This is a genomic window from Mesorhizobium sp. M7A.F.Ca.MR.362.00.0.0 (assembly GCF_004023175.1).
GTDB lineage: Bacteria > Pseudomonadota > Alphaproteobacteria > Rhizobiales > Rhizobiaceae > Mesorhizobium.
Genome location: NZ_RZTF01000006.1, coordinates 3,071 through 25,396, shown reverse-complemented (window position 1 = coordinate 25,396; position 22,326 = coordinate 3,071). Strand labels below are relative to the sequence as shown.

Sequence of the window (22,326 nt, the reverse complement as noted above, 5' to 3'; positions counted from 1 at the left end):
GCGGGGCGCTGGGCCGACGTGGCGATCACAACCACGGACGGGCGCGTGCTTGCTTCCGGCGACGTCCATGCGCGCGGCGGACCCGAGGCGCCGCTGACACCGGCTGAGATCGAGGCCAAGTATATGGAATTCGCGACGCCGGTGCTCGGACAGGGCCGCGCCAGCGCGATCCGTGACGCGGTCCTTTCGCTTGCCGATCAGGACAGCCGCTTCTCCGATCTTTCGGTATTGCTCTACGATCCGCCCCTCGTCAGCATGACCCTCCAACGGCCAGCGTGGTAGCCTGGAATGCCGTTCAGGCTTCTGAAATACGGTCTCAGCAGGGATTATCCGGTCAGCGGCGACATTCCCGCAACGCCGGATCTCAAGCCATCCTATGATGTCGTCATTGTCGGCGGCGGCGGGCACGGATTGGCTTGCGCGCATCATCTGTCGAAATACCACGGCTTAAGCAGCGTCGCGGTGATCGAGAAGGGCTATCTCGCGGGCGGCAACACGGCGCGCAACACGACCACGATCCGCTCGAACTACATCACACCGGAAGGCATCGCCTTCTACAAGGAAGCGGTCGAGCTGTTCGAGGGCCTGTCGCAGGAACTCGACTTCAACGTCATGTTCTCGCAGCGTGGCCAGCTGACGCTGGCGCACACGGAAGCGACCCTGCGCAGCTTTCATTCGCGCGCCGAGATGGGCAAGCATCTGGGCACGCGCACCGAAGTTGTCGACCAGAAGGCGGTCGAGGAACTCGTCCCAAGCTTGAACATGGACTATGGAGGTTCGCTCGAAATCCTCGGCGGGCTCTGGCATGCCGACGGCGGCACCGCGCGGCATGATGCCGTTGCCTGGGGCTATGCCGCGCAGGCGTCGCGGCGCGGCGTCGAGATCCACCAGCGGACCGAAGTGGAGGGCTTCGAAGTCGTCGGCGACCGGGTCCAGGCCGTCAGGACGGACAGGGGCCGTATCGTCTGCGGTCAGGTGCTGATCGCGACCGGCGGGATGAACTACGATGTGGCGCTGATGGCCGGCGTCGAGCTTCCCATCCGCTGCTATCCGCTGCAGGCCATGGTGACGCAGCCGCTGAAGCCGTGGTTGCACACGCTGGTCTCCTCGGTGTCTCTGCACACCTACCTGGTGCAGTCCTCGCGCGGCGAGGTCGTCATCGGCGGTGGCTCCGACCCCTACCAGCTCTACTCGACGCGCTCGACGCTGGACATGAAGGAACACCTCGCCGAGGGCGCCGTGCACCTCTTCCCATTCCTGCAAGGCGTGCGGCTGCTCAGGCAATGGGCCGGGATCACCGACATGACGCCGGACTACAGCCCGATCATGGGTGCCAGCCCACTCGCCAATCTGTGGCTCGATTGCGGATGGGGGACATGGGGGTTCAAGGCGACGCCCGTCGCCGGCAAACGCATGGCGGAGACGATCGCGAGGGGACGCGTGCCCGACATCCTCAAGCCCTTCGCGCTCGAGCGGTTCGAAACCTTCCAGCTGCTCAACGAAATGGGCGCGACGGCGGCGAGCCACTGACCATGAAACTGCTGATTTGCCCGATGAACGGTCCGCGCAACATAGACGAGTTCCAGTCGTTCGGCCCCGTCCGCGCCGAGCCGGATGCGAACCGGACCGCTGATGCCGACTGGTCACGGCATCTGTTCCGCGTCGACAACCGCAGGGGCATCGTGGTCGAGTGGTGGCGGCATGTGCCGAGCAATTACTTTTTCCTGGCCGAGCGCGATCTCGTCACCAATGAAGTCATCCGGACATTCGATCCGTCCGAACGCCGGGGCCAATCATGAACCGGCTGCCCGCGCCCTGGGGAAGCCGAATCGATCGAAGCCGTCCCCTACGCTTCAGCTTCGAAGGCAAGGACTTCGAGGCCTATGCCGGCGACAGCATCGCCAGCGCGCTCGCAGCCTCCGGACAATGGGTGCTGTCGCGTTCCTTCAAATATCATCGGCCGCGCGGCATCCTCTCAATGACCGGCGCCGACGCCAACACGCTGGTGCAATTGCCGTTCGAGCCGAACGTCGCCGCCGACCGCAGGCCGATCAGCGAAGGGCTGCGGGTCAGCGCGCAGAACGTCAACGGCACGCTCGAACGCGACCGCGACGCGATCATCGACAGGCTGGGGCGATTTCTGCCGGTCGGCTTCTACTACCGCACCTTCATGGGGCCGCGCCGCGATAGCTGGCTGAAATTCTGGGAGCCGATGATCCGCCGCAAGGCCGGACTGGGCGTCGTCGACACCACGGCACCGCACCGGCATTTCGACAAGACGCACCTGCACTGCGACATCCTCGTCGTCGGCGCCGGTCCGGCAGGACTAAACGCCGCGATCGCTGCCGCCGAGGCAGGCTCGGATGTCGTGCTTTGCGACGAGAACCCGGAGATTGGCGGATCACTGACCTATGGCCGGCAGGATCCGGCCATGCTTGCCGACCTGTCCTCCAGGCTGCGGGCATTGCCCAATCTGCGCCTGCTGACCGGGACCCTCTGCAATGGATGGTACGAGGACAACTGGCTGCCGCTGATCCAGGGCGACCGGCTCTATCGCACCCGGGCCCGCGCCGTAATCCTGGCCACCGGCTCGATCGAACAGCCTGCCATCTTCCGCAACAACGACCTGCCGGGGATCATGCTTGGCGGCGCGGCTCAGCGCCTGATCCGCCACTACGGCGTACGCCCGGGACAAAAGGCCGTGGTGCTGGCCACCGGCGATGAGGGCTATTGCGTCGCGCTCGATCTGCTCGAGGCTGGCGTTTCGGTCATGCTGGTCGCCGATCCGAGATCCGGCGGCGAGACAGGGCCCTTCGAAGCGGCGCTGCACGGCAAGGGCGTGGCCATCCGCAAGGCCGCGACGATCGAAGCCGCCGAGGGAACAGCGGGAAATCGTCACCTTGCGCGGGTTCGTGTCGGCGGGCGCTGGATCGAGTGCGACCTGCTGGCTGTCTCGGCAGGCAAGGTGCCTGCCTGGCAGCTGCCTTGCCAGGCTGGAGCCAAGGTCGGCTATGACGCCGCCAGCGGATCGATGACGCTCAGCCTGCCAAAAGCGCCGGTCCACCTTGCCGGCTCTGTCGCTGGAGACAGCGATCTGCAGGACGCGATTGCCGGCGGCCGTCGCGCGGCCGTGGCCGCACTTTTGGGGCTCGGCCACGCTGTCGTAGAGGACAAAATATTCACCAGGCCGATGGCCACCAGCCCGCACCATGTGCTGCCGATCGTTGCCGATCCGAAGGGCCGCGACTTCGTCGATTTCGACGAAGATCTGCAGGTCAAGGATCTGCAAAACGCGGTCAAGGAGGGTTATCGCGAGATCGAGCTGGTCAAACGCTTCAGCACCGTCGGCATGGGTCCGAGCCAGGGTCGCCATTCCGCGCTGGCAACAGCCAGGATCGTTGCCGAGGCAACCAACCGCGCGGTCGCCGAAGTCGGCATCACCACTGCCCGCCCGCCGGTCGGACCGGAGACGCTTGGCGTGCTTGCCGGCCACCACGAGCCGCTTGAGCGGCGCACCGCACTGCATGCCAGACACCTGGCGCTCAACGCCGTGATGAAGCCGGTGGGCGCCTGGTGGCGGCCGTATTTCTATGGCGATGCCGGCGCGGCCGAAAAGATGATCCGCGACGAGATCATGGCGGTGCGGCAAGGGGTCGGCCTGCTCGACGTCTCGACGCTCGGCAAGCTGGAGCTGCGCGGGCCGGATGCCGGCGAGTTCCTCGACCGCCTCTACACAATGGCGCATGCCAACCAGCCTGTCGGGCGTGTGCGCTATTGCCTGATGCTCAACGAGATGGGCTCGGTGGTCGACGACGGTGTCGCCTACCGCATGGCGGACGACCGGTTCTATGTGACCGCCACCACGGGTGCGGTGGCGCGTGTCTATGCCGACATGCTGTTCTGGAACGCGCAATGGCGCTTGCGGGTCGATGTCCTCAACCTCACCGGCGCGTTCTGCGGCCTCAATGTCACCGGGCCGAAAGCGAGGGCCGTGCTTGAGGCGCTGGACAGCGACATCGATTTCGGGCGCGAGACATTCCCCTATCTCAGCGGCCGCAAAGGCGTCGTCGCCGGCGTGCCGGTGCGCGTCATGCGGATCGGTTTCACCGGCGAGCTGAGCTACGAACTGCATTGTCCATCCAGCCTCGCACCCGCCCTTTGGGACGCGGTGATGACTGCCGGCAAATCGTACGGCTTGAAGCCTTACGGTCTCGAAGCCTCGCGCATCCTTCGCCTGGAGAAGGGGCACATTCTGATCGGCCAGGACACCGATGCGATCACGACGCCGGACGAGCTCGGCTTTGGCTGGGCGGTCTCGAAGAAGAAGCCGTTCTTCATCGGCAAAAGATCGATCGAGATGCGCGCAAGGCTTGGCCAGTCGCGCAAGCTCGTCGGTCTGCGATTTCCGGCCGATGCGTGCGATCTACCCGGCGAAAGCTGCCTCGTGCTGCGCGGCAATGCTCCTGTCGGACAGATCACCTCGATCGGCTTCTCGCCGACGCTCGGCTGCACCATCGCGCTCGCCTACGTCCATATCGGCGACTCCACGGAAGGGAGCCTGGTGACGGTGAAGTGCCGGAACGGCAATCTGGTCGACGGACCGGTGGTTGCTCACGCTTTCTTCGATCCCGCCAATGCACGGCAGGAGATGTAGATGGCGGCAAGTGCGGTGTTTCCCTTCATGACCGGCGGTGCGGCGGACGGCACGAAGCTGCCCATCGGCGCGGTGAGGCTGAGCAACCTGACGGCCAGTCCGCGTTTTGGCCTTAAGGGTGGCGGCAGCGCCGCCTGGCTCACGGCGCATGGCATCTCCTTGCCTGCAGTCAATCGCATCGGCGCGTATCGCGGCATGCGGATCTTGCGTCTCGGCAACGAGGACATCCTGCTGCTTGCCGAAGGGGCCGGCGAGGCGCTTGCTGAACTCAAAGCCGCTTGGGCGAACGATGTCGGGCCGAAAGGCTATTCGTCATGGCGCGAGGAAGGCTGGGCATGGCTGCGCCTCTCTGGCCCGCATGCGCCGCAAGCGATGTGCCGGCTGTGCGCACTTGATCTCAGAGCCGATATATTCGGTGTCGACGACATTGCGCAAACACGCGTCGGTCACATCGAGGCCGTCACATTCCGCTCGCAATCAGGTTTCGATGTACTGTTCGACGTCACCGCGTCGGCCTACTTCGCCAGGACGGCAGCGGCGGTGGCCAGACACTGCACGGATTTTCTGACCGATACGGAAGGACACACATGACCCGCCCGCAAGGAACCATCGCACCGATCCTGACGCCGTTCGAAAACGACGGCCGCATCGCGCGCGATCTCTGGATATCGCATGCCAAATGGGTGCTGGGCCAGGGCGCGCATTTCCTGTCGCCGTTCGGCACCACCGGCGAGGCGCTGTCGCTGTCCTTGCGCGAGCGCATGCAGGCGTTGGAATGGCTGATCGAGGCCGGCATCTCGCCGAGCCGGTTGATGCCCGGCACCGGCGTCACCGCGCTGCCCGAAACCGTCGAACTGTCGAAGCATGCGGTCGAGCTCGGCTGTGCCGGCGTGATGGTGTTGCCGTCGTTCTTCTACACCGCCGTCGGCGACAACGGCCAGGCGCGCTACTACAGCGAACTGATCGAGCGCGTGGCAAACCCTGCGATGCGGATGATCCTCTACCACATCCCGCAGAATTCCGGTGTTCCGGTGAGCCCCGCTTTGACCGCACGGCTGAGCGAGGCGTTTCCCGAAACCGTCGTCGCCTACAAGGACAGTGCCGGCGACTGGAACAACACGGCGGCGGTGATTGCCGCGGCGCCGAAGGTCGCGGTCTTCCCGAGTTCGGAAGCGCAACTGACCAAGGGCCTTGCCAGCGGAGCGGCAGGCTGCATCTCGGCGACCGTCAACCTCAACGCCGCCGCCATCCGGGCCCTTTACGACGCAACGATCGCAGGACAGGACGTTGCCGAAGCGGATGCCGCAATTAAGGCGTTCCGCAAGATCATCCAGGATGCCGGCCTCATCCCGGCGATGAAGGCCGTTCTGGCGGTGCGCTCCGGCGACCAGCGCTGGCTGAACCTGCGCGCGCCACACGAGAATGCAGCGCTGGAAAGCGGACAAGCGCTGCTTGCCGCGCTGGGCAGTGCCGCCGATCACATCGGTCACGGCTGAGGCCGCGCCATGTCGGCACGCCCAACCGTCATTCTGCACACCGACAAGCCGGCCGGCGCGTTGGCCGTGCTGATGGAGACGCACCCGGACCTCCCGGTCCACCCCTGCGACAGCTACGCTGCGCTTCCCGAGCTCATCGAGCGCGTGGCGGCGGAAGTGGTCTATTCCATCCGCTTTGATGGTACGCCGCGCTACCCACGCCAGGCCCTCGTCGAAAGCCCGACCGTGAAATGGGTGTCCATCGGCGGCTCCGGCACGGATCATCTGGGACGTTGGGATCCGACGCGCGTCACGGTGACCAATTCCGCAGGCGTTGCTGCCGGCATGCTGGCTGAGTACGCACTCGGCGCCATGCTGTCCTTCTCGCTCGACCTGCGCGGCTTTGCGCGCCGCCAGCAGGTGCGGCAATGGGGCGGCGGCCGCGTCGAGCCGATCGAAGGCAAGACTGTGTTGATTATCGGCCTTGGCAAGACCGGCGAGGCCGTCGCCAAAAGGGCGCAGGCGGTGGGTATGCGCACGCTGGGTATCCGCGCACGCCCCAAGCCGATGCCTCGTCTCGACGAGGTGCATGGTCCGGACGCGCTTCTGCCACTCATCGGCCGCGCCGATTTCATCGTCTGCTGCGTGCCTTTGCTGCCGACCACGCGCGGCCTGCTTGGTGAGGCAGCCTTCGCAGCGATGAAGACGTCCGCCGTCCTCATCGACATTTCGCGCGGCGGTGTGGTCGATGAGACCGCGCTGCTCCAAGCTCTCCACGGCAAGACGATCAAGGGCGCCGCGCTGGATGTCTTTGCGACCGAGCCGCTGCCGGCGGAGCATCCGCTGTGGGGCTACGACAATGTCGCCATCACGCCGCATTGCGCGGCGGTCTACGAAGGCTGGGACGTCAAGTCGGTGGGCATGTTCGCCGACAATCTGAAGCGCTACCGCAGCGGCGTGCCGCTGCAGAACGTTGTGAACCCAGAGCGCGGCTATTGAGCCGAGAGGGAAGAGTTTGATGACGCAGGACAGGCGCGGCGGTGGCCGCAGGTTGAGGCTGGAACGCGGCGGCGGCGGTATCGCGCAACTGCCCTGGCAACATGTGGAGAACCCCTACCCACCGATGCAGCTGCTCGACGAAGAGCGGATGGAGCGGCTGCATGACACGTCGATGCGCATCCTGTCGGAACTCGGCATCCGCGTCATGAGCGAGCGGGTGATGGACCTGTTCGCTTCCGCCGGTGCCATCGTCGATCGCGAGGAGAAGATCATCCGCATCGACGAAAGCCTGGTGCGCGAGGCGCTGCGGGCGGTCCCGTCATCCTTCACGCTGACCAGCCGCAATCCGGAAAAACAGGTGCATCTGGGCGGCAATTCGCTGGTCTTCGGACTGGTCGCCGGGCCGCCCAATGTGCATGACCGCATCAACGGCCGCCGCCAGGGCAACCTGCCCGACTACCAGAATTTCATCCGGCTGGCGCACCACTTCAATGCCATCCACATCATCGGCAACCAGGTGGTGGCGCCGATGGAGCTGCCGGCCAATTCCCGCCATCTCGACACCTACTACGCAAACCTGACGCTGAGCGATCTCTCCTTCCACTGCACGGCGATCGGCCGCGTCCGGGCCATGGACGGGATCAACATGATGGCGATCGCACGCGGCATCAGCGTCGAGGCGATGCGCGCCTCGCCTGGCGTGACCACGATCATCTCGATCAACTCACCACGCCTGTTCGACGACGCCATGGCCGAGGGCCTGATCGCGATGGCCGAACATGGCCAGCCGGTGACCGTCACGCCTTTCACGCTGATGGGCGCGATGACGCCGGTGACGCTGGCCGCAGCGCTCTGCCAGCAGAATGCCGAGGCGCTGTTCGGCGTGGTGCTGACCCAACTCGTCAATCCCGGCACGCCGGTGATGTACGGCGCCTTCACCTCGAACGTCGACATGAAGTCGGGCGCGCCGGCCTTCGGCACACCTGAGAACGTCAAGGCCAACATCATCGCCGGGCAATTGGCGCGGCGCTATAATCTCCCCTACCGCACCTCAAATGCGAATGCCTCCAACGTGGTCGATCTGCAGGCCGCCTACGAGACGGAAATGGCGACGTGGGGCGCGGTGCTCGGCGGCGCCAATTTGATCTACCATGCGGCCGGCTGGCTGGAGGGCGGCCTGACGGCTTCCTATGAAAAACTCGTCCTCGACGTCGAGATCCTGCAGAACATGATGGAGTTCCTGCGCCCGCTGCCGTTCCAGGAGGACGATCTGGGCTTCGAGGCCATCAAGTCGGTACCGGCAGGCGGCCATTTCTTCGGCGCTGAGCACACCATGTCGCGCTACACGACCGCCTTCTACCAGCCGATGCTCTCCAACTGGCAAAACCACGGCGCCTGGGAGGAAGCCGGCGGCAAGGATGCCCTCGAACGGGCCACCGAACTCTGGCAGCAGGCCCTGCACGACTACGAAGAACCGGTGATGGACCCCGCGATCCGCGAAGAGCTCGACGCCTATGTCGCGCGCCGCCGCGAGGAGATCGCCGCCAACCCGGAAGGTTAGGACTCCGATGCCCTATGATCTCGTCATCCGCCACGCGACGCTGATCGCCGGCGACGGCGCGAAACCCTTCGAGGCCGACATCGCCGTCACCGGCGACAGGATCACCGCCATCGGTCGGCTGGACGACGCGACTGGCAGCGAGGAAATCGATGCCAGGGGCAAGGTGGTGGCGCCGGGCTTCATCGACGTCCACACCCATGACGACGGCGCGCTTTTGGCGCCACGCGGCATGGACCCGAAGATCAGCCAGGGCGTGACGACGGTGATCGCCGGCAATTGCGGCGTCAGCCTGGCGCCCCTGCTTCTCGACAGGACACCGCCACCGCCCTTCACGCTGGTGGGCGGCCGGGAGAGTTTCCGTTTCGCTCGTTTTGCCGACTATGTCGCTGAGTTGAAAAAGCGCGGCATCGCGACCAACGCGGCCTTGTTGGTCGGCCACACCACTTTGCGCCAACGCTGCATGCCGGTGACCGACCGTCCGGCCAACGAGGCGGAGACGGCGGCGATGCAGGAAGCCGTGGAGCGGGCGATGGCCGAGGGTGCTTTCGGGCTCAGCACCGGCCTCGACTATCCACCGGCGGTCAACTCCTCGACCGAAGAGGTCAAGGCGCTCGCCGCGACGGCGGCAAGCCTCGGCGGCCCGTATGTCACGCATACGCGCAACTATTTCGAGACGATGGAAGAGGCGATCGAGGAAGCCATCGACATCGCCGACCATGCCGGCGGCAAGCTGTTCATCTCACACCACCAATGCACGGGCCACGCCAATTTCGGCAAGAGCCGTCCGTCCCTGGAAAGGATCGACCAAGCGCGCGAAACGATGGACATCGGCATGGATGTCTATCCCTATGCCGCGAGCTCCACGGTGCTGCGGCTGGAGCGGTGCGATACAGGCCTCAAGATCCTCGTCACCTGGTCCGATCCGCATCCGGAGTTGGCCCGGCGTGAGATCGCCGACATCGCGCGCGAATGGAATTGTTCGGAACGCGAGGCGGGCCAGCGCCTGCTGCCGGCAGGTGCCGTCTATTTCCACCTCGACGAAACGGACGTCCGCAACATCATCGCGCATCCGCGCACCATGATCGGCTCGGATGGCCTGCCGCACGACATCCATCCGCATCCGCGGCTGTGGGGGACGTTTCCGCGTGTGCTCGGGCACTATGCCAGGGATATCGGCCTTTTCAGTCTGGAGGAGGCTGTGTTCCGCATGACCGGCCTGCCCGCGCGGGAATTCGGCATCCAGCAACGTGGCCTGCTGGCGGAAGGCAATTTCGCAGACCTCGTCATCTTCGATCCCGAGACGATCATCGACACCGCCACCTTCGAGCAGCCGCGCCGGCCAGCCGCCGGCATCGAGCAGGTCTTGGTCAATGGCGTATCTGTGTGGCGCGGCGGCAGGGCGACCGGAGCACTGCCTGGCATGGTTCTGAAACCCTCGGCTTCGAAAACGGTTGTCAGAGGCGCGTGCGGCTGCGGCGCCGATCACAGAGCCTCGTAAATCCGGTCGACCGTCTCAAGCGTGTAGACGAACTCCACCGGCCGTGTGCAGCCCCAGCCGCCGAAGGGCTGGCCCGCGAGCGCCTTCAGCGCCTCGGGAAGGCGCAGGATGCCGCCGCCATAGAGCCGGTTGGCCATGTCGAGCATGCCGGTGCGGTGCATGGCCTCGCTCATGCTACCGCAGGCCTCCTTGACCAGCCAGACCCTGAACCCCTGATAGACCGCATCGAACACGCTCTCGGTCACGCAGCTGTCGGTCAGCACGCCGGTCACGATCAGGTTCTCGACCTGGAGCTCGGCAAGCCGTCTTGAAAGGTCGGTGCGGCGAAAGGCGCTCGGCCAGTGCTTGTGGACGACGATGTCGCCGGGCAGCGCCGCCACCTCGGCGCAGATCGCGGCGCCATCGCTGCCGGCCACGGCGGAGCGGAATTCCTCGGTCAGGATCTCTTCCTGCCTTGCATAGCCGTCGCGTTCCTCCGGCTTCACCCAGGCTTGCGCATGGATGACGGGCACGCCGGCTGCGCGGGCGGCTTCGATCAGCGCGGCAGCATTGGCGAGCACCGCGTCATAGCCGATGACCGGCCAGGCGGCACCAGGGCGGTATTCGTTCTGCAGGTCGATGACGAGCAAGGCGGTCGCGGCAAGGTTCATGGCTGTCCCGGGGGGTTGTCGAAGTCGGTGACGAAATGCAAAAGCAGACGGATCGCCTGATCGAGATCGGCGATTTCCATCGCTTCATGCGGGTTGTGGCTGCCGTTCTCGTTGCGCACGAAGATCATGGCGGTCGCAATACCGGCGCCGGCAAAGCTGGCCGCGTCATGCCCCGCTCCGCTCGGCACATGCGGCGCCGGCATTTGCAGCTCGGCGGCGGCGCGGTCCAGCCTCGCGATCAACGCCGGCGACATCGTCGCCGGCTCCCAGGTGAAGCGCGGTCCGGCCTCGAAGCTGACGCCGCGCTTCTTGCCTACTTCTGTGAAAAGCGCGTGCAGCCTTGCCTCGATCCGGTCCAGCACGGCGGCCTCCGCGCTACGCGCATCGAGTGTGAAGCGAAGCTCGCCCAGGACGCGGCTGCCGCCGTGTTGCGCAGGATCCGACTGCACGCGGCCGAAGGTGATGGTGGCTTCATGGCCGTCGCGCTCGAGCGCGTCCCATTCCGCTTCAACGCCGGCGACCAGATCGGCAAAGCCGAGCACGCTGTCATGCCGGGCGAAGCGCGGCTCGGCGCCGGAATGCGCGTAGGCGCCGAGGCAGGTCGCGTCGACATAGCGAAACCCGCCGGCGATCCCGGTGACGATACCGACCGGCGCGCCGGATGCCACAAGGCGTGGTCCCTGCTCGATATGCACTTCGACGAAAGCCGCGATCCGTCCGGCGTCGATGCCCGGCACGCCGCGCCGCACGGCATCAGGGTCGAAACCTTCGTCACGTATGTGATCCGCAAGCGTGCGTCCACTGTCCGACCGCTTCGCCTCCAGCGCTATTGGTTCCAGCAGGCCAAGTGCTGCCTGGCTGCCGGGGTAGGACAGCGGAAACCAGACCGCTTCCTCGGCGCGGGTCGCCAGCACGATCAGGTCGCGCGGCACTTGGATGCCTTGCCCGACCAGTTCGGCCATCACGGCCAGCCCTGCCACCACACCCGCAGCGCCGTCGAAATTGCCGCCATGCGGCACGCTGTCGAGATGCGAGCCGATGACGATCGCCGGCAGGTCTGGGTCGCGGCCTTTCAGCGTCAAATAGAGATTGCCGGCGGCATCGACGCGCGTCGTGGCGCCGAGCTGCTCGGCTTCGTCGCGAATGAGGGCGTGGGCAAAACGCTCGCCGGGCCCATAAGCCGCGCGGGTTACGCCCGGTGGGTCGGCCGTGGCTTGCGCAAGCCTCTCCAGCAGATGCCCGGCCAGGCTGCCGCCGGCCGTGAGTGTGGCATTGCTCATGAAGCTACCTGCCTGGCTTGGGACTCGACGCCGCGCAGCCGGTGCGGCGTGAGATCGTCCATCGAAACGCCCTGCCTAGCGACATCGTCCGGAAAACCCTTGCCGGCGATCAGGCTGGCACAGACCCGCGACAGCGCCGGTGAGGTCTTGATGCCGTAACCGCCCTGCCCGACGAGCCAGACGAAACCCGGCACCTCGTCATCCGGCCCGACCACCGGCGATCCGTCGGCGACGAAGGTCCGCAAGCCCGCCCATGAGCGCGATACACGCTGCACCTCGATCGTGGTCGCCCTTTCGAGACGCTCGGCGCCGATGGCGACGTCGATGTCTTCGGCATAGGCGTCCATCGGCGCTGAGGGCGTCGCATCGGCCGGCGAGACGAACAGCTGCCCTGCATCGGGTTTGAAGTAGAACTCGGCACCGACATCGTTGACCAGCGGCCAATCTGATATGTCGATACCGGCGGGCGCCGGAATGTTGAAGGCGGTGCGGCGCTTCGGCTGCAGGCCGACCGGGCGCACCCCTGCCATGATGGCGACCTCGTCGCCCCAGGCGCCGGCGGCATTGACGAGCATTGGCGCGCGAAAGGTCCCCGCCGGCGTCTCGACCCGCCACTGGCCGCCCTGCCGGTCGATCGCCGTCACGCCGGCATTGGTGACGATGCGCGCGCCGCGCGCGCGGGCGCCGCGCAGATAACCTTGGTGCAGGCCGTTGACGTCGATGTCCATCGAATGCGGTTCGATATAGGCGCCGGCGAGATAGTCCGCGCGCAGCACCGGTACGCGGGCGATCGCTTCGGCCGACGTCATGGCGACGATGGAGGGCACAAGCGCCTGCGCGACCGCCAGATCCTCCCGCAGGAGATCGATCTGATCGGCGCGGGCCACGGTGATCATGCCGCGCTTGCCAAGCAGCGGGTAATCGGTGAAGCCAGCCGGCGGCTCGGTCAGGAAAGACCGGCTGGCAAGCACGATCCGGCGGATGATGCCGTTGCCGTAGTTTTCGGTAAAGCTCGCGGCCGAGCGCCCGGTCGTGTGGTAGCCGCAATGGCTTTCCCGCTCGAGCAGCACCACCTTTGCGGAGCGGGATATCTCGAAGGCCGCACCGGCACCGGCCATGCCGCCGCCGATAATGATGACGTCCGTTTCCTCGGCGGCATTCATCTCGACCCATCCATCAACATGATTGCCCGGCCTTCGCGCGGCACGGCAGGCGGCTCACCCAGGCGTCCGCGCCGCGCGCGGTCGCGAGCGCCGCGCCCCTCGGCCAGATTCTCCGCCAGCGAATTTTGCGCGGCGCAATCTGCAAGCGCGAGATCGGTGACAAAGGGCACCGGCCTGCCGGCGATCGCCATGCCTTTCAGCCGCGCCCAGACGGCGCGCCGCTTGCGCACCTGATGCGACTGCAACTCACTGATCTCGGCAAAGCCGGTCTCGCGCTTGATCTCCAGCGCACCGGCTTCGACCGCCGCGTCGAACAGCTCGAGGCCGCGCCTGGTGCGCACGACGACCCCGTTGAGTGGTTCGTCCTCGACGGCCGGTCCGCCATTCAGCCAGGCATCAGACACGGCAATGTCCGCCACCTGGCCGATCGCGTCCGGACAGATCTTGCAGCGCGGCTGGATCATCCATTTGTCCTCGTCCTCCCACAGCTGCCGATAGGTGAGTTCGAAGGTGCGGCCGTCCCTGGTTTCGATCCGGTTGAGGCCGGGATTGCCATGGCCGCGATAGCGAAACAGCGCGAGCTCGTCCTCGCTGAGGCCAAAACGCTGCAGCACCTGTTCGGACTTCGTCAGGTCCGATGCGCCGCCGCAGACGAAGGCCAAAGCATAGCGCATGTACCGGTCGACGCGGGGATCGATCCGCGCCAAATTGCGCACGGCGCTGATGTCGCAAGGCTTGGCGATCAGCGCGAAGGGTTCGCCGCGATCGAGGATTTCGCCGAAATCCACCAAGGTCGCAGCCGGCCCATAGCGAGAGCCGGCGCCCTCAAGCATCGAAGCGGCATCGAAGCTCAGTCGCCTTTCGCTGCGCATCGGCTGGGACTGCGATGCCGCGACATGCAGCACGAATTTGACGCGCCCGGAGCTCAGCAGGAACTGGCCGAGCGCCGTCAGCACCCCGCCGCCGGAACCGATAAACCGCACGGTCGGGTTTTTCGCGCGGCCAAGCACGAGCTGTTCGGCAGGCCCCCAAACGGTATCCGTCAAAGTGGCTTCCCTCATATGCGCCAGCGGCGGACCGGCGATGCGCGTTCCCGGGCAGACGGCGTTGATCCGCTGCAGCGTCGGTCTGTCCAGCGCCTGCATCGCCACCGGCCGCTCGCGCCCTTCCGGCGTCATCACCATCTCGACCTTGCCGGGACCGGCGATCGAACGGCAGAGCCCGCAACCGATGCAGAGACCGTTTTCGACGATCTCGCCGAGCGACAGCGGCTCGGTCGCGGGCGGCGCCGTGTCCTGGCTGGTTTCGCTGGGGGCCATCACGTTTCGATCTCAGGCCGGTTCCGAAATGCGCCGGTACTGGTCGGGGCGGCGATAGAGCGCGAAGTTGAAATTCACCTTCCGGCAGGTCTCGATCAGGTCGAGATCGGCGCGGTGGACGATGGCCTCGTCGTCGAGCGACATCGCCTGCGCGGCGATCTCGCCGGTCGGCGCGATGATGCAGGACCCGCCGATCAGTGCCTGGCCGTCTTCGAGCCCCGCCTTGGCGGCCGCCGCCACCCACAGCGTGTTCTGGTAGGCACCGGCCTGCATCGGCAGATGGTTGTGGAACATTCTGAGATGCGCCAGCGCCGGCGCCTCGTCGAGCAGCAGCGGCGTGTTGTAGCCGAGCAGGGCCACCTCGGCGCCATTGAGGCAAAGCATGCGGTAGGTTTCTGGCCAGCGGCGATCGTTGCAGATCGCCATGCCGACACGCACGCCGCGATAGTCGAAGACCGGAAAGCCGAGATTGCCCGGTTCGAAATAGCGACGTTCGAGATGCGTGGTGATGCCTTCCTCCGGCTCGCTCGACCCCGGCACATGCATCTTGCGGTAGCGGCCGATGAACCGCCCGTCCGGGCCGACAAGGTCCATGGTGTTGAAATGGCGCGTGCGGCCGTCTTCCCTTGCGATCTCGCAATAGCCGACCGCGAAGCCGATCTTGAGGCGGGCGGCGGCATCATAGAGGCGTCGCGTTTCGGGCCCCGGCATTGCGCTTTCGAAAAAGGCGTCGATCTCCGCCTGATCGTCGATGCGCCAGCGCGGGAAGAAAGTGGTCAGCGCCATCTCGGGGAACACGGCAATCTCCGCCCCGGCGGCAGCGGACTGTTCCAGCAAGTGGATGAGGCGATCGACCGTCTCGCTCCGCGTCGCACTGCGCTGGATTGGCCCGGTCTGGGCGACCGCGATAGTCAGGCATCGAGCCACGGCATCGTCTCCTCGACTGGTTTTCCCGAGCGGGCCGGATCGGCGGCGCTGCGCTCCACGAACTGTCCGAACCCCGGCTGCACCTGGAGTTCGCCGTCGGCGACAACCGGCACGCCGCGCACCAGCACAGTGGTCGGCTTGCCCGTCACGCTCCTGCCCTCATAGGGCGTGAAGTCGACACGCGAATGCAGCGCCCGGTGCCCGAGCGTCCAGGTCACTGTCGGATCCCACAGCGCCAGATCGGCATCGAGGCCGACCGCTATGCGCCCCTTGGCATGGGCCAGGCCATAGATCGCGGCCGCGTTGCGCGAGGTGAGATCGAGATAGCGCTCGAGCGTCAGGCGGCCGCTCAGCAGTCCCTCCGAGAAGAGCAGCGGCAGACGAGTCTCGATGCCGGGAATGCCGCTCAGCGTGGTGGTGAAGTCGGGTGTCTGCGACCGAGCGATCTTGTCGGCGAAGAAATAGGGCGAATGGTCCGACGACCACAGGTCGATGCCGCCATCGATCAGCGCCTGCCACAGATGCCGATGGCTGCGCGGCGAACGCGGCGGCGGCGAAAAGACGAAGCGCGCCGCATCAAGGGCCGGCCGGTCGAGGTCGGCGGCGCCGATGAACAGATATTGCGGGCAGGTCTCGGCGATCGCATCCACACCACGAGCTCGCGCCCGCGCCACCTCCTCGGCCGACTGCCAGGAGGAGACGTGGACGATGGTCATGCGCGCGCCGGTCATTTCGGCGAAGGCCAACGCACGATGCGTTGCCTCCCGCTCCATCGTCTCGCTATGGGCAACGACATGGTAGCGGATATCGGTGCGGCCGAGATCGATCAGGCGCTGCCGCGTGCGCCTTATGGCGGCGTCGTTCTCGGCATGGACCATGACGATCCAGCCAAGCCTATGGGCAGCATCGAGCACCCTGAAGAACAGATCGTCGTCGACGGCAAAGCCCTGATAGGTCATGAACAGCTTGACCGACGCGATACCGCGGCCGGCGAGCAGCGAGAGCTGTTGCTCGACATCCGGGCCGGTGCCCATGGTCACCACCGCGTGCAGCCCGTAATCGATCACCGCGCGCCCTGTGGCACGGTCGAGCGCTCGATCGATGGCGGCGACGGTGCTCATCTCTGGACCCGGCATGCCGAACGGGACGATGCATGTCGTGCCACCGAAGGCAGCCGAGATGGTGCCGGATTCGAAATCATCCGCATTGCCGGCCCCGCCCCAGACCGGCTGGTCGAGATGGCAATGGGCATCGATGCCGCCCGGCATGACCCAACGACCGCCGGCGCCGATCAAGGATTTGCCGGCCAGGCCCGTCCCGATGGCGGCGATGCGGCCGTCGTCGATGGCGATATCGCATTCGGCCCAACCGTCGTCGAGGGCCACGCGTCCGCCTTTGATCACCAGCTCATGCATTCGGTTTGCCCACCCCAATCGGCGTCAGCCGACCGCCGCCGTCACCATGATCTCGACGCGATACTGGTCGCCGGCAAGCCGCGCCTCCACCGTCGCGCGCACCGGCATGGCGCTGCGGTCGATCCAGGCATCCCAAGCCGTATTCATCATGTCGAAGTCGGCGATGTCGCGCAGCCAGATCTGGGCGCTCAGGAGTTTCGACTTGTCGCTGCCGGCCTTGGCCAGAAGCGCATCGATCTTGGCGAATATCTGCTTGGTCTGCGCGGCGGTGTCGCTTGAAAGGTCGTCCGCCGTCAGGCCGGAGACATAAACGGTGCCGTTATGGCGCAGCACCCGGCAAAAGCGTTGTCCGTTCTCAAGACGTTCGATCGTCATCTGCGGGTCCCCTCTCGATCTTTGGCAGGCGACCTATCGTAGGGAGCGCACAAAAGGACTGTAAAGCCTTTCGCAGGGCGCAACGCCGTTTTCCGCCGCCGGGATGGCCAAAAAAAATGACGCCATAGCCGTGTCAATCTTCGCTTGCAGCAGGCATGACTGGGTGTAGCTTCTGTCTGGGAGAGCAGACGCCGGCCAGCGGGACTGCAAAGGGGAGCCGTCGCAATGCATATGAATCCGGCGTCGGTCATTGATCCTGCTTGCGATCTCCGGCGCCCGTCCTAGCCGGCCGACGGCGGCATTCATGGGGTCGATCGCTCAATCCGCGATGCGCTTGTGGCGGAACGCCGAGCGCTCCCGCGCCACGTTGCCGATGATGGCGAGCGTCTGTCTCGCCTGCATCGGCAGCGCCATGCTGACGACAGCGGTGTCGTTCCACCTCGGCAAAGCCGGCGTCGATCCCGGAACCGTGCAGATCGTGCTGACCGCCTATCCGGCCGGTTTCCTGATCGGATGCCTGATGACGCGTCCATTGGTCACCCACTACGGCCATGAGCGGACATTCCTGCTCGTCCTGGCAACCGCGCTGCTGTCGGCCCTGGGCTTCGTCGTGACCGACTTCATGCCGGCATGGTTCTGCTTGCGGCTGCTCGGCGGCATGTCGATGGCCTCGATGTTCGTCGTCTGCGAGAGCTGGATCAATCTCTATGCCGAACAGCACAATCGCGGCTCGCTGTTCGCGCTCTACATGCTGACGACGGCGATTGCCGTGCTGCTTGGCCAGGTCCTGGTGGCGATGGTCGGTCCGCAATCTCCGCATCTGTTTCTGGTCGCGATGGCGACGGTGCTTGTGGCCTTTGCGCCCAACTTCGCCGGGCTGCGCTGGCCGGCGCTGCCTTCGGTGCTAAGCGATCCGGCGCGCGCGCCCGGAGGCAAGGCAGACAGGCGGCTGGGGCCGCTGGCGCTCTTCAGGCTGGCGCCGGTGACGGTCGTGGCGATTTTCCAGGGCGGCATTACCAACATGAACGTCTTCGTGCTGACGCCTCTTTACGGAACGCAGATCGGCCTGTCGGCGGCGGCCACGGTCTGGCTGGTGACCACGATAAGCATTGCCGGAATGGTGGCGCAGGCCCCGGTCGGCTGGCTTTCTGACCGTTTCGACCGCCGCCTGATACTGCTGGTGCAAGGGCTGGTGTCGGTGACGGCCTGCGCCTTGATCGCCTGGGGCGGCACTTTGTCGGTGCCTCTGCTCTTCGTGCTGTTCTTCATCTATGGCGCCACGGCGCTGACGATCTATCCGGTGGCGATGGCCTTCGGCGCATCGCAGCTTCATAGCCGGCACATGGTCGCCGCCTCCGGCACGCTGCTCCTGCTCTACTCGATCGGCAATGTGGCAACGCCGGGCGTCGCCGCAGGGTTGATGGCGCATCTTGGACCTCCCGCCATGTTCCTGCTGCTCGGCGGCGGCGCTGCCCTGGTCACGTTGGCCGCCTGCTACAATCTTCTGCGCCGGCCGGTCACGGCGCCGGTCATGCAACGTATCGAGGAACGGGTTTGAGGAGGCCGCGATGAACCGTCTCGAAGGCAGCGCTGTCCTCATAGCAGGCGCCGCAAGCGGCATTGGCGCGGCCATTGCCCGGCGCTGCGTCGCGGAAGGCGCCGGCGTGATCTGCGCCGATTATGAGCTGGAGGCGGCGCAAGCCCTTGCCGATGAGCTCGGCGCCGCCGCTTCCGCCTGCGGCTGCGATGTGACCGATGCGGAGCAGGCACGCAGCGCCGTCGACATCGCAAGGCAGCGCTTCGGCCGGCTGGACGGACTGGTGCACAACGCCGCCGCGCCATCGACCAATGCCACCGTCGTCGAGCTCGACGAACGGTCCTGGCGCCGCGAACTCGACGTCAGCCTGACCGGTGCGTTCCTGATGAGCAAGTTCGCGGTGCCGTTGATCGCGGCGGGTGGCGGCGGCTCGGTGGTGTTCATCGGCTCGCAGTTTGGACGCGTCGCCACCGCCAATGCCGTCGCCTATTGCGCCGCCAAGGCGGGGCTGATCCATCTCGCCAAGGCGATGGCGGTCGACCACGCGCCGGACAAGGTGCGCGTCAACAGCCTGTCGCCGGGCGCGGTGGCGACAGCGCGCCTGCTGCGCAGATTTCCGGACTTCGAGGCCGCCAATGCGGGCCTTGGCCCCGCCCATCTGCTCGGCCGCATCGCAGAGCCGGATGAGATCGCCGCGGCGGCCGCTTTCCTTTTGTCATCGGACGCATCCTTCGTCACCGGATCCGACATGCTCGTGGACGGCGGCTATGCAACGCGCTGACCCTGTTCGCTCAACTTCAAAGGAGTTCGCATGACACTGCTCGTCACCGGAGGCACCGGCTTTGTCATGAGCGTGGTCGCACGCGCATGGCTGGATCGTGATCCGCAAGCCCGTGCCGTGATCCTCGACCGGTCCGGCCTCGACGCGGCGGCCGAAAAGCATTTTGCCCCGGTGCGCGACCGGCTCACGGTGATCGCCGCCGATGTCCTCGACCCGAAGGCTTGGTCGGTTACTCTCGACAGGCAAGGCATCACGGCAATCGTGCATGGCGCGACGATCACGCCGATTTCGCGCGGCAGCGTTTCGGAGGCAAAACGCCAGCCGGAGGCTGAAGACCCGGCCCGCATCGTCGACGTCAATCTCATGGGCACCGTACGGATGCTTGACTGGGCGCGCGCGCGACCGGGTCTCAAGCGCTTCGTCTATGTCAGCTCCGGATCCGTCTACCGCCACAATGGCCCCGACTGGAGCAGCGAGCCGTTGCCTGAAGACGGCTATGTCGCGCCGCTGACGCTCTACGGCATCTCGAAATTCGCCTCCGAGATGGTCACCAACCGCTATGCCGACCTGTTCGGCCTGTCGGCGGTCTCGGTGCGGCTTGCTTCGGTCTACGGCCCGATGGACCGCGCCACCGAGAGCCGCAACTTTCGTCATGTTCCCAACCGCGTCGCGCATATGGCCCTGGCTGGCGAGACGATCAGGCCGAACAGTCTTGAGCCGGTCGGCGACTACACCGCCTCGTCCGACGTTGCCGCCGCGATCCTCGCGCTGATCGATGCACCGCGCCTCAATTACCGCCACTACAACATCGGCTCCGGCTCCAGCCAGACCATCGGCGAGATCATCGGCTGGGCAAGGGAACGCGTGCCCGGACTGAAAGTCGAGGTGACATCGGGAGATGACGCCAACATCGTCCAGGACGTGAGACTGAAAGGCGGCATGTGGGGCGCCTATGACATCGCCCGCATCCTGCGCGACACCGCATGGCGGCCGCGTCCCGGCAAGGAAGCGTTCCATGCCTACATGGACTGGATCGCCGCCAACGAAACGAGCTGAGAGGAATTTGCCATGACGCCGAGCGCTGCCTCGCAACCGGCCCAGCCGCGCGACTTCGTCGGCTATGGTCCGCGCCCACCCTTCATGACCTGGCCCGGCGGCGTCAAGCTCGCCATCAACCTCGTGCTCAACTACGAGGAGGGCTCGGAATATTCCTGGCCCGAAGACGGCCGCAACGACAATTGGGGCGAATACAATCTCACCTCGAGCCCGCCGGTGCGCGACCTCGGCACCGAGACGCATTTCGAATATGGCAGCCGCGCCGGTGTCTGGCGCCTGGCGCGACTCTTCGATCGCTACGACATCCCGATCACCATCTCCGCTTGCGCGGTGGCGCTGGAGCGCAACCCGCCCTTCGTCGAATGGATGAAGACGCGACGGCACGATCTGCTCGGCCACGGCCTGCGTTGGATCGATTATACGACCATGGAGCGCAGCGAGGAAAGGCGCCAGCTGCATGAAGCGATCGCGCTCTACGAGAAACTGCTGGGGAGGCGGCCCCTCGGCTGGAACTGCCGCTCGCTGCCTAGCGTCAACACGCGCGATCTGCTCGTCGAGGAAGGGGGCTTCCTCTACCACTCCGATCCCTGCAACGATGACCTGCCTTATTTCGTCGACCATCGGGGCACGGAAATCCTGGTCGTGCCCTATTCCAAGACGCTCAACGACAGCCGCTATCTGGTGGCGCCGGGCTACAGCAATCCGCGCGACTTCGCCGAGGATTGCCGCTCGGCGATCGACTACATGCTCGACGAGGCCGATGAGACCGGCGGCCGCATGCTGACTATCGGCATCCATGCGCGCTGGATGGGCCAACCCAACCGGGCCTCCGGGCTGCGCGAGGTGATCGAGCACGTGAAGAAAAAGCCAGTCGCTGCCTTTGTGCGCCGCCAAGACATTGCCCGATTCTGGCTGGAGAACCATGCCGGCTTCGAGCGGCGCGGCTGACGGAAGCAAGACGACATGTTTGAAACGCTGATCCGGGGGGCCACCATCGTCAACGCCGAAGGGTTCGAGCGGCGCGATGTGGGTATTACCGATGGCCGTATCGCGGCGCTGGTCCAGCCTGGCGAGACGGCTTCGGCCAGGACCGTCATCGATGCGGCCGGCACCTATCTGCTGCCCGGCCTGGTCGACGCGCACGCGCATTTGCGCGAGCCCGGCCTGACGCACAAGGAGGACTTTTTCTCCGGCACGCATGCCGCGGCCCTTGGCGGCGTTACGACGGTGCTCGATATGCCGACCGATGAGCCATGGACGGCCACGGCCGAACAGCTTGCCGACAAGATGACGCTGACTGAGGCCCGCATCCATGTCGATGTCGGCTTGCAAGCCGTGGTCAGCCGCAACCTGTCGCTTATCCCTCGCGTGCTGGACTTGGCGCCGGTCTCGTTCGAGCTGTTCACCGCCGATGTGCCCGATGACTTCCTCTTCGCGACGTCCGACGCCGTGGCCGAGGCGTTGAAGGCTTTCGCCGGCAGCGACACTTTGATCGGCATCTCGCCTGGCGATCAATCGATCCTAACCGGCAGCACAGCGCGCGACCGCTCCGGCAACATCGCCGCCTTTCAGGCCAGCCGGACGCCCCTGGCCGAAGCTAACGGCATCGCCCGGGCGCTCATCGCCGCCGCCTCGA

20 protein-coding genes and 1 pseudogene are annotated in these 22,326 nt (G+C 65.9%); 14 read left to right on the top strand and 7 right to left on the bottom strand.

Annotated features, from left to right (window positions below; all coding sequences use genetic code 11):
- From EOC06_RS41500 to EOC06_RS01695, 9 genes and pseudogenes are all read left to right on the top strand, one after another.
- Nucleotides 1-282: pseudogene (locus EOC06_RS41500) on the top strand (MmgE/PrpD family protein); the annotation flags it as partial.
- A 6-nt stretch (nucleotides 283-288) separates the two neighbouring features.
- Complete coding sequence (locus EOC06_RS01730) at nucleotides 289-1,530, top strand: FAD-dependent oxidoreductase (protein WP_128306926.1); 1,242 nt, start codon at nucleotides 289-291, stop codon at nucleotides 1,528-1,530.
- 2 nt (nucleotides 1,531-1,532) lie between these two features.
- Nucleotides 1,533-1,799 carry a sarcosine oxidase subunit delta gene (locus EOC06_RS01725; RefSeq protein ID WP_128306925.1) on the top strand — a complete coding sequence of 89 codons (267 nt, stop codon included), beginning with the start codon at nucleotides 1,533-1,535 and terminating at the stop codon, nucleotides 1,797-1,799.
- Complete coding sequence (locus tag EOC06_RS01720; protein ID WP_128306924.1) at nucleotides 1,796-4,654, top strand: 2Fe-2S iron-sulfur cluster-binding protein; 2,859 nt, start codon at nucleotides 1,796-1,798, stop codon at nucleotides 4,652-4,654. The genes EOC06_RS01725 and EOC06_RS01720 overlap by 4 nt, the downstream gene beginning before the upstream one ends.
- The gene (locus EOC06_RS01715) at nucleotides 4,655-5,245 is read left to right on the top strand and encodes a hypothetical protein (RefSeq protein WP_128306923.1); all 591 of its coding nucleotides are present in this window, start codon (nucleotides 4,655-4,657) and stop codon (nucleotides 5,243-5,245) included.
- Nucleotides 5,242-6,150: a dihydrodipicolinate synthase family protein gene (locus EOC06_RS01710; protein WP_127326361.1), complete on the top strand. Its 909-nt coding sequence runs from the start codon at nucleotides 5,242-5,244 to the stop codon at nucleotides 6,148-6,150. Before EOC06_RS01715 ends, EOC06_RS01710 begins: the two co-directional genes overlap by 4 nt.
- Nucleotides 6,151-6,159: 9 nt before the next feature.
- Nucleotides 6,160-7,128 carry a D-2-hydroxyacid dehydrogenase gene (locus EOC06_RS01705; RefSeq protein ID WP_127326360.1) on the top strand — a complete coding sequence of 323 codons (969 nt, stop codon included), beginning with the start codon at nucleotides 6,160-6,162 and terminating at the stop codon, nucleotides 7,126-7,128.
- A gap of 19 nt (nucleotides 7,129-7,147) precedes the next feature.
- A complete protein-coding gene (locus EOC06_RS01700) occupies nucleotides 7,148-8,689 on the top strand; it encodes a trimethylamine methyltransferase family protein (RefSeq protein ID WP_128306922.1) in 1,542 nt (513 codons plus the stop codon).
- Nucleotides 8,690-8,696: 7 nt separating this feature from the next.
- Nucleotides 8,697-10,187 (top strand): amidohydrolase family protein, encoded by a 1,491-nt coding sequence (locus EOC06_RS01695; RefSeq protein WP_128306921.1) that lies wholly within the window; start codon nucleotides 8,697-8,699, stop codon nucleotides 10,185-10,187.
- Here the strand turns inward: EOC06_RS01695 and EOC06_RS01690 are convergent.
- From EOC06_RS01690 to EOC06_RS01660, 7 genes are read right to left on the bottom strand one after another with little or no spacing between them, the layout of a single operon-like run.
- Complete coding sequence (locus EOC06_RS01690) at nucleotides 10,172-10,837, bottom strand: cysteine hydrolase family protein (RefSeq protein ID WP_127326357.1); 666 nt, start codon at nucleotides 10,835-10,837, stop codon at nucleotides 10,172-10,174. The two genes, EOC06_RS01695 and EOC06_RS01690, sit on opposite strands and share 16 nt — an antisense overlap.
- Nucleotides 10,834-12,117, bottom strand: a complete 1,284-nt coding sequence (locus tag EOC06_RS01685) for a Zn-dependent hydrolase (RefSeq protein ID WP_127326356.1) — start codon at nucleotides 12,115-12,117, stop codon at nucleotides 10,834-10,836. Before EOC06_RS01685 ends, EOC06_RS01690 begins: the two co-directional genes overlap by 4 nt.
- Nucleotides 12,114-13,280, bottom strand: a complete 1,167-nt coding sequence (locus EOC06_RS01680) for an FAD-binding oxidoreductase (protein ID WP_127326355.1) — start codon at nucleotides 13,278-13,280, stop codon at nucleotides 12,114-12,116. Before EOC06_RS01680 ends, EOC06_RS01685 begins: the two co-directional genes overlap by 4 nt.
- Nucleotides 13,277-14,599, bottom strand: coding sequence for a Coenzyme F420 hydrogenase/dehydrogenase, beta subunit C-terminal domain (locus EOC06_RS01675; protein WP_128306920.1), 1,323 nt, complete (start codon nucleotides 14,597-14,599; stop codon nucleotides 13,277-13,279). Before EOC06_RS01675 ends, EOC06_RS01680 begins: the two co-directional genes overlap by 4 nt.
- 12 nt (nucleotides 14,600-14,611) lie before the next feature.
- Nucleotides 14,612-15,526 (bottom strand): nitrilase-related carbon-nitrogen hydrolase, encoded by a 915-nt coding sequence (locus EOC06_RS01670; RefSeq protein WP_127326353.1) that lies wholly within the window; start codon nucleotides 15,524-15,526, stop codon nucleotides 14,612-14,614.
- Complete coding sequence (gene hydA / locus EOC06_RS01665) at nucleotides 15,511-16,941, bottom strand: dihydropyrimidinase (protein ID WP_127326352.1); 1,431 nt, start codon at nucleotides 16,939-16,941, stop codon at nucleotides 15,511-15,513. The genes EOC06_RS01670 and hydA overlap by 16 nt, the downstream gene beginning before the upstream one ends.
- A 24-nt stretch (nucleotides 16,942-16,965) precedes the next feature.
- Nucleotides 16,966-17,316, bottom strand: a complete 351-nt coding sequence (locus EOC06_RS01660) for a RidA family protein (protein ID WP_127326351.1) — start codon at nucleotides 17,314-17,316, stop codon at nucleotides 16,966-16,968.
- 250 nt (nucleotides 17,317-17,566) lie between these two features.
- On the opposite strand from EOC06_RS01660, the gene EOC06_RS01655 reads away from it, so the two are divergent.
- From EOC06_RS01655 to EOC06_RS41495, 5 genes are all read left to right on the top strand, one after another.
- Nucleotides 17,567-18,874 (top strand): MFS transporter, encoded by a 1,308-nt coding sequence (locus EOC06_RS01655; RefSeq protein WP_306462311.1) that lies wholly within the window; start codon nucleotides 17,567-17,569, stop codon nucleotides 18,872-18,874.
- A 10-nt stretch (nucleotides 18,875-18,884) separates the two neighbouring features.
- Nucleotides 18,885-19,634 (top strand): SDR family NAD(P)-dependent oxidoreductase, encoded by a 750-nt coding sequence (locus EOC06_RS01650; protein WP_127326349.1) that lies wholly within the window; start codon nucleotides 18,885-18,887, stop codon nucleotides 19,632-19,634.
- Between the two features lie 30 nt (nucleotides 19,635-19,664).
- Nucleotides 19,665-20,690, top strand: a complete 1,026-nt coding sequence (locus tag EOC06_RS01645; protein ID WP_128306919.1) for an NAD(P)-dependent oxidoreductase — start codon at nucleotides 19,665-19,667, stop codon at nucleotides 20,688-20,690.
- 12 nt (nucleotides 20,691-20,702) lie between these two features.
- Nucleotides 20,703-21,638 carry a polysaccharide deacetylase family protein gene (locus EOC06_RS01640; protein ID WP_128306918.1) on the top strand — a complete coding sequence of 312 codons (936 nt, stop codon included), beginning with the start codon at nucleotides 20,703-20,705 and terminating at the stop codon, nucleotides 21,636-21,638.
- A gap of 15 nt (nucleotides 21,639-21,653) precedes the next feature.
- Nucleotides 21,654-22,326 (top strand): dihydroorotase family protein (locus EOC06_RS41495; protein ID WP_245469283.1); only part of this gene is annotated, 673 nt, incomplete at its 3' end.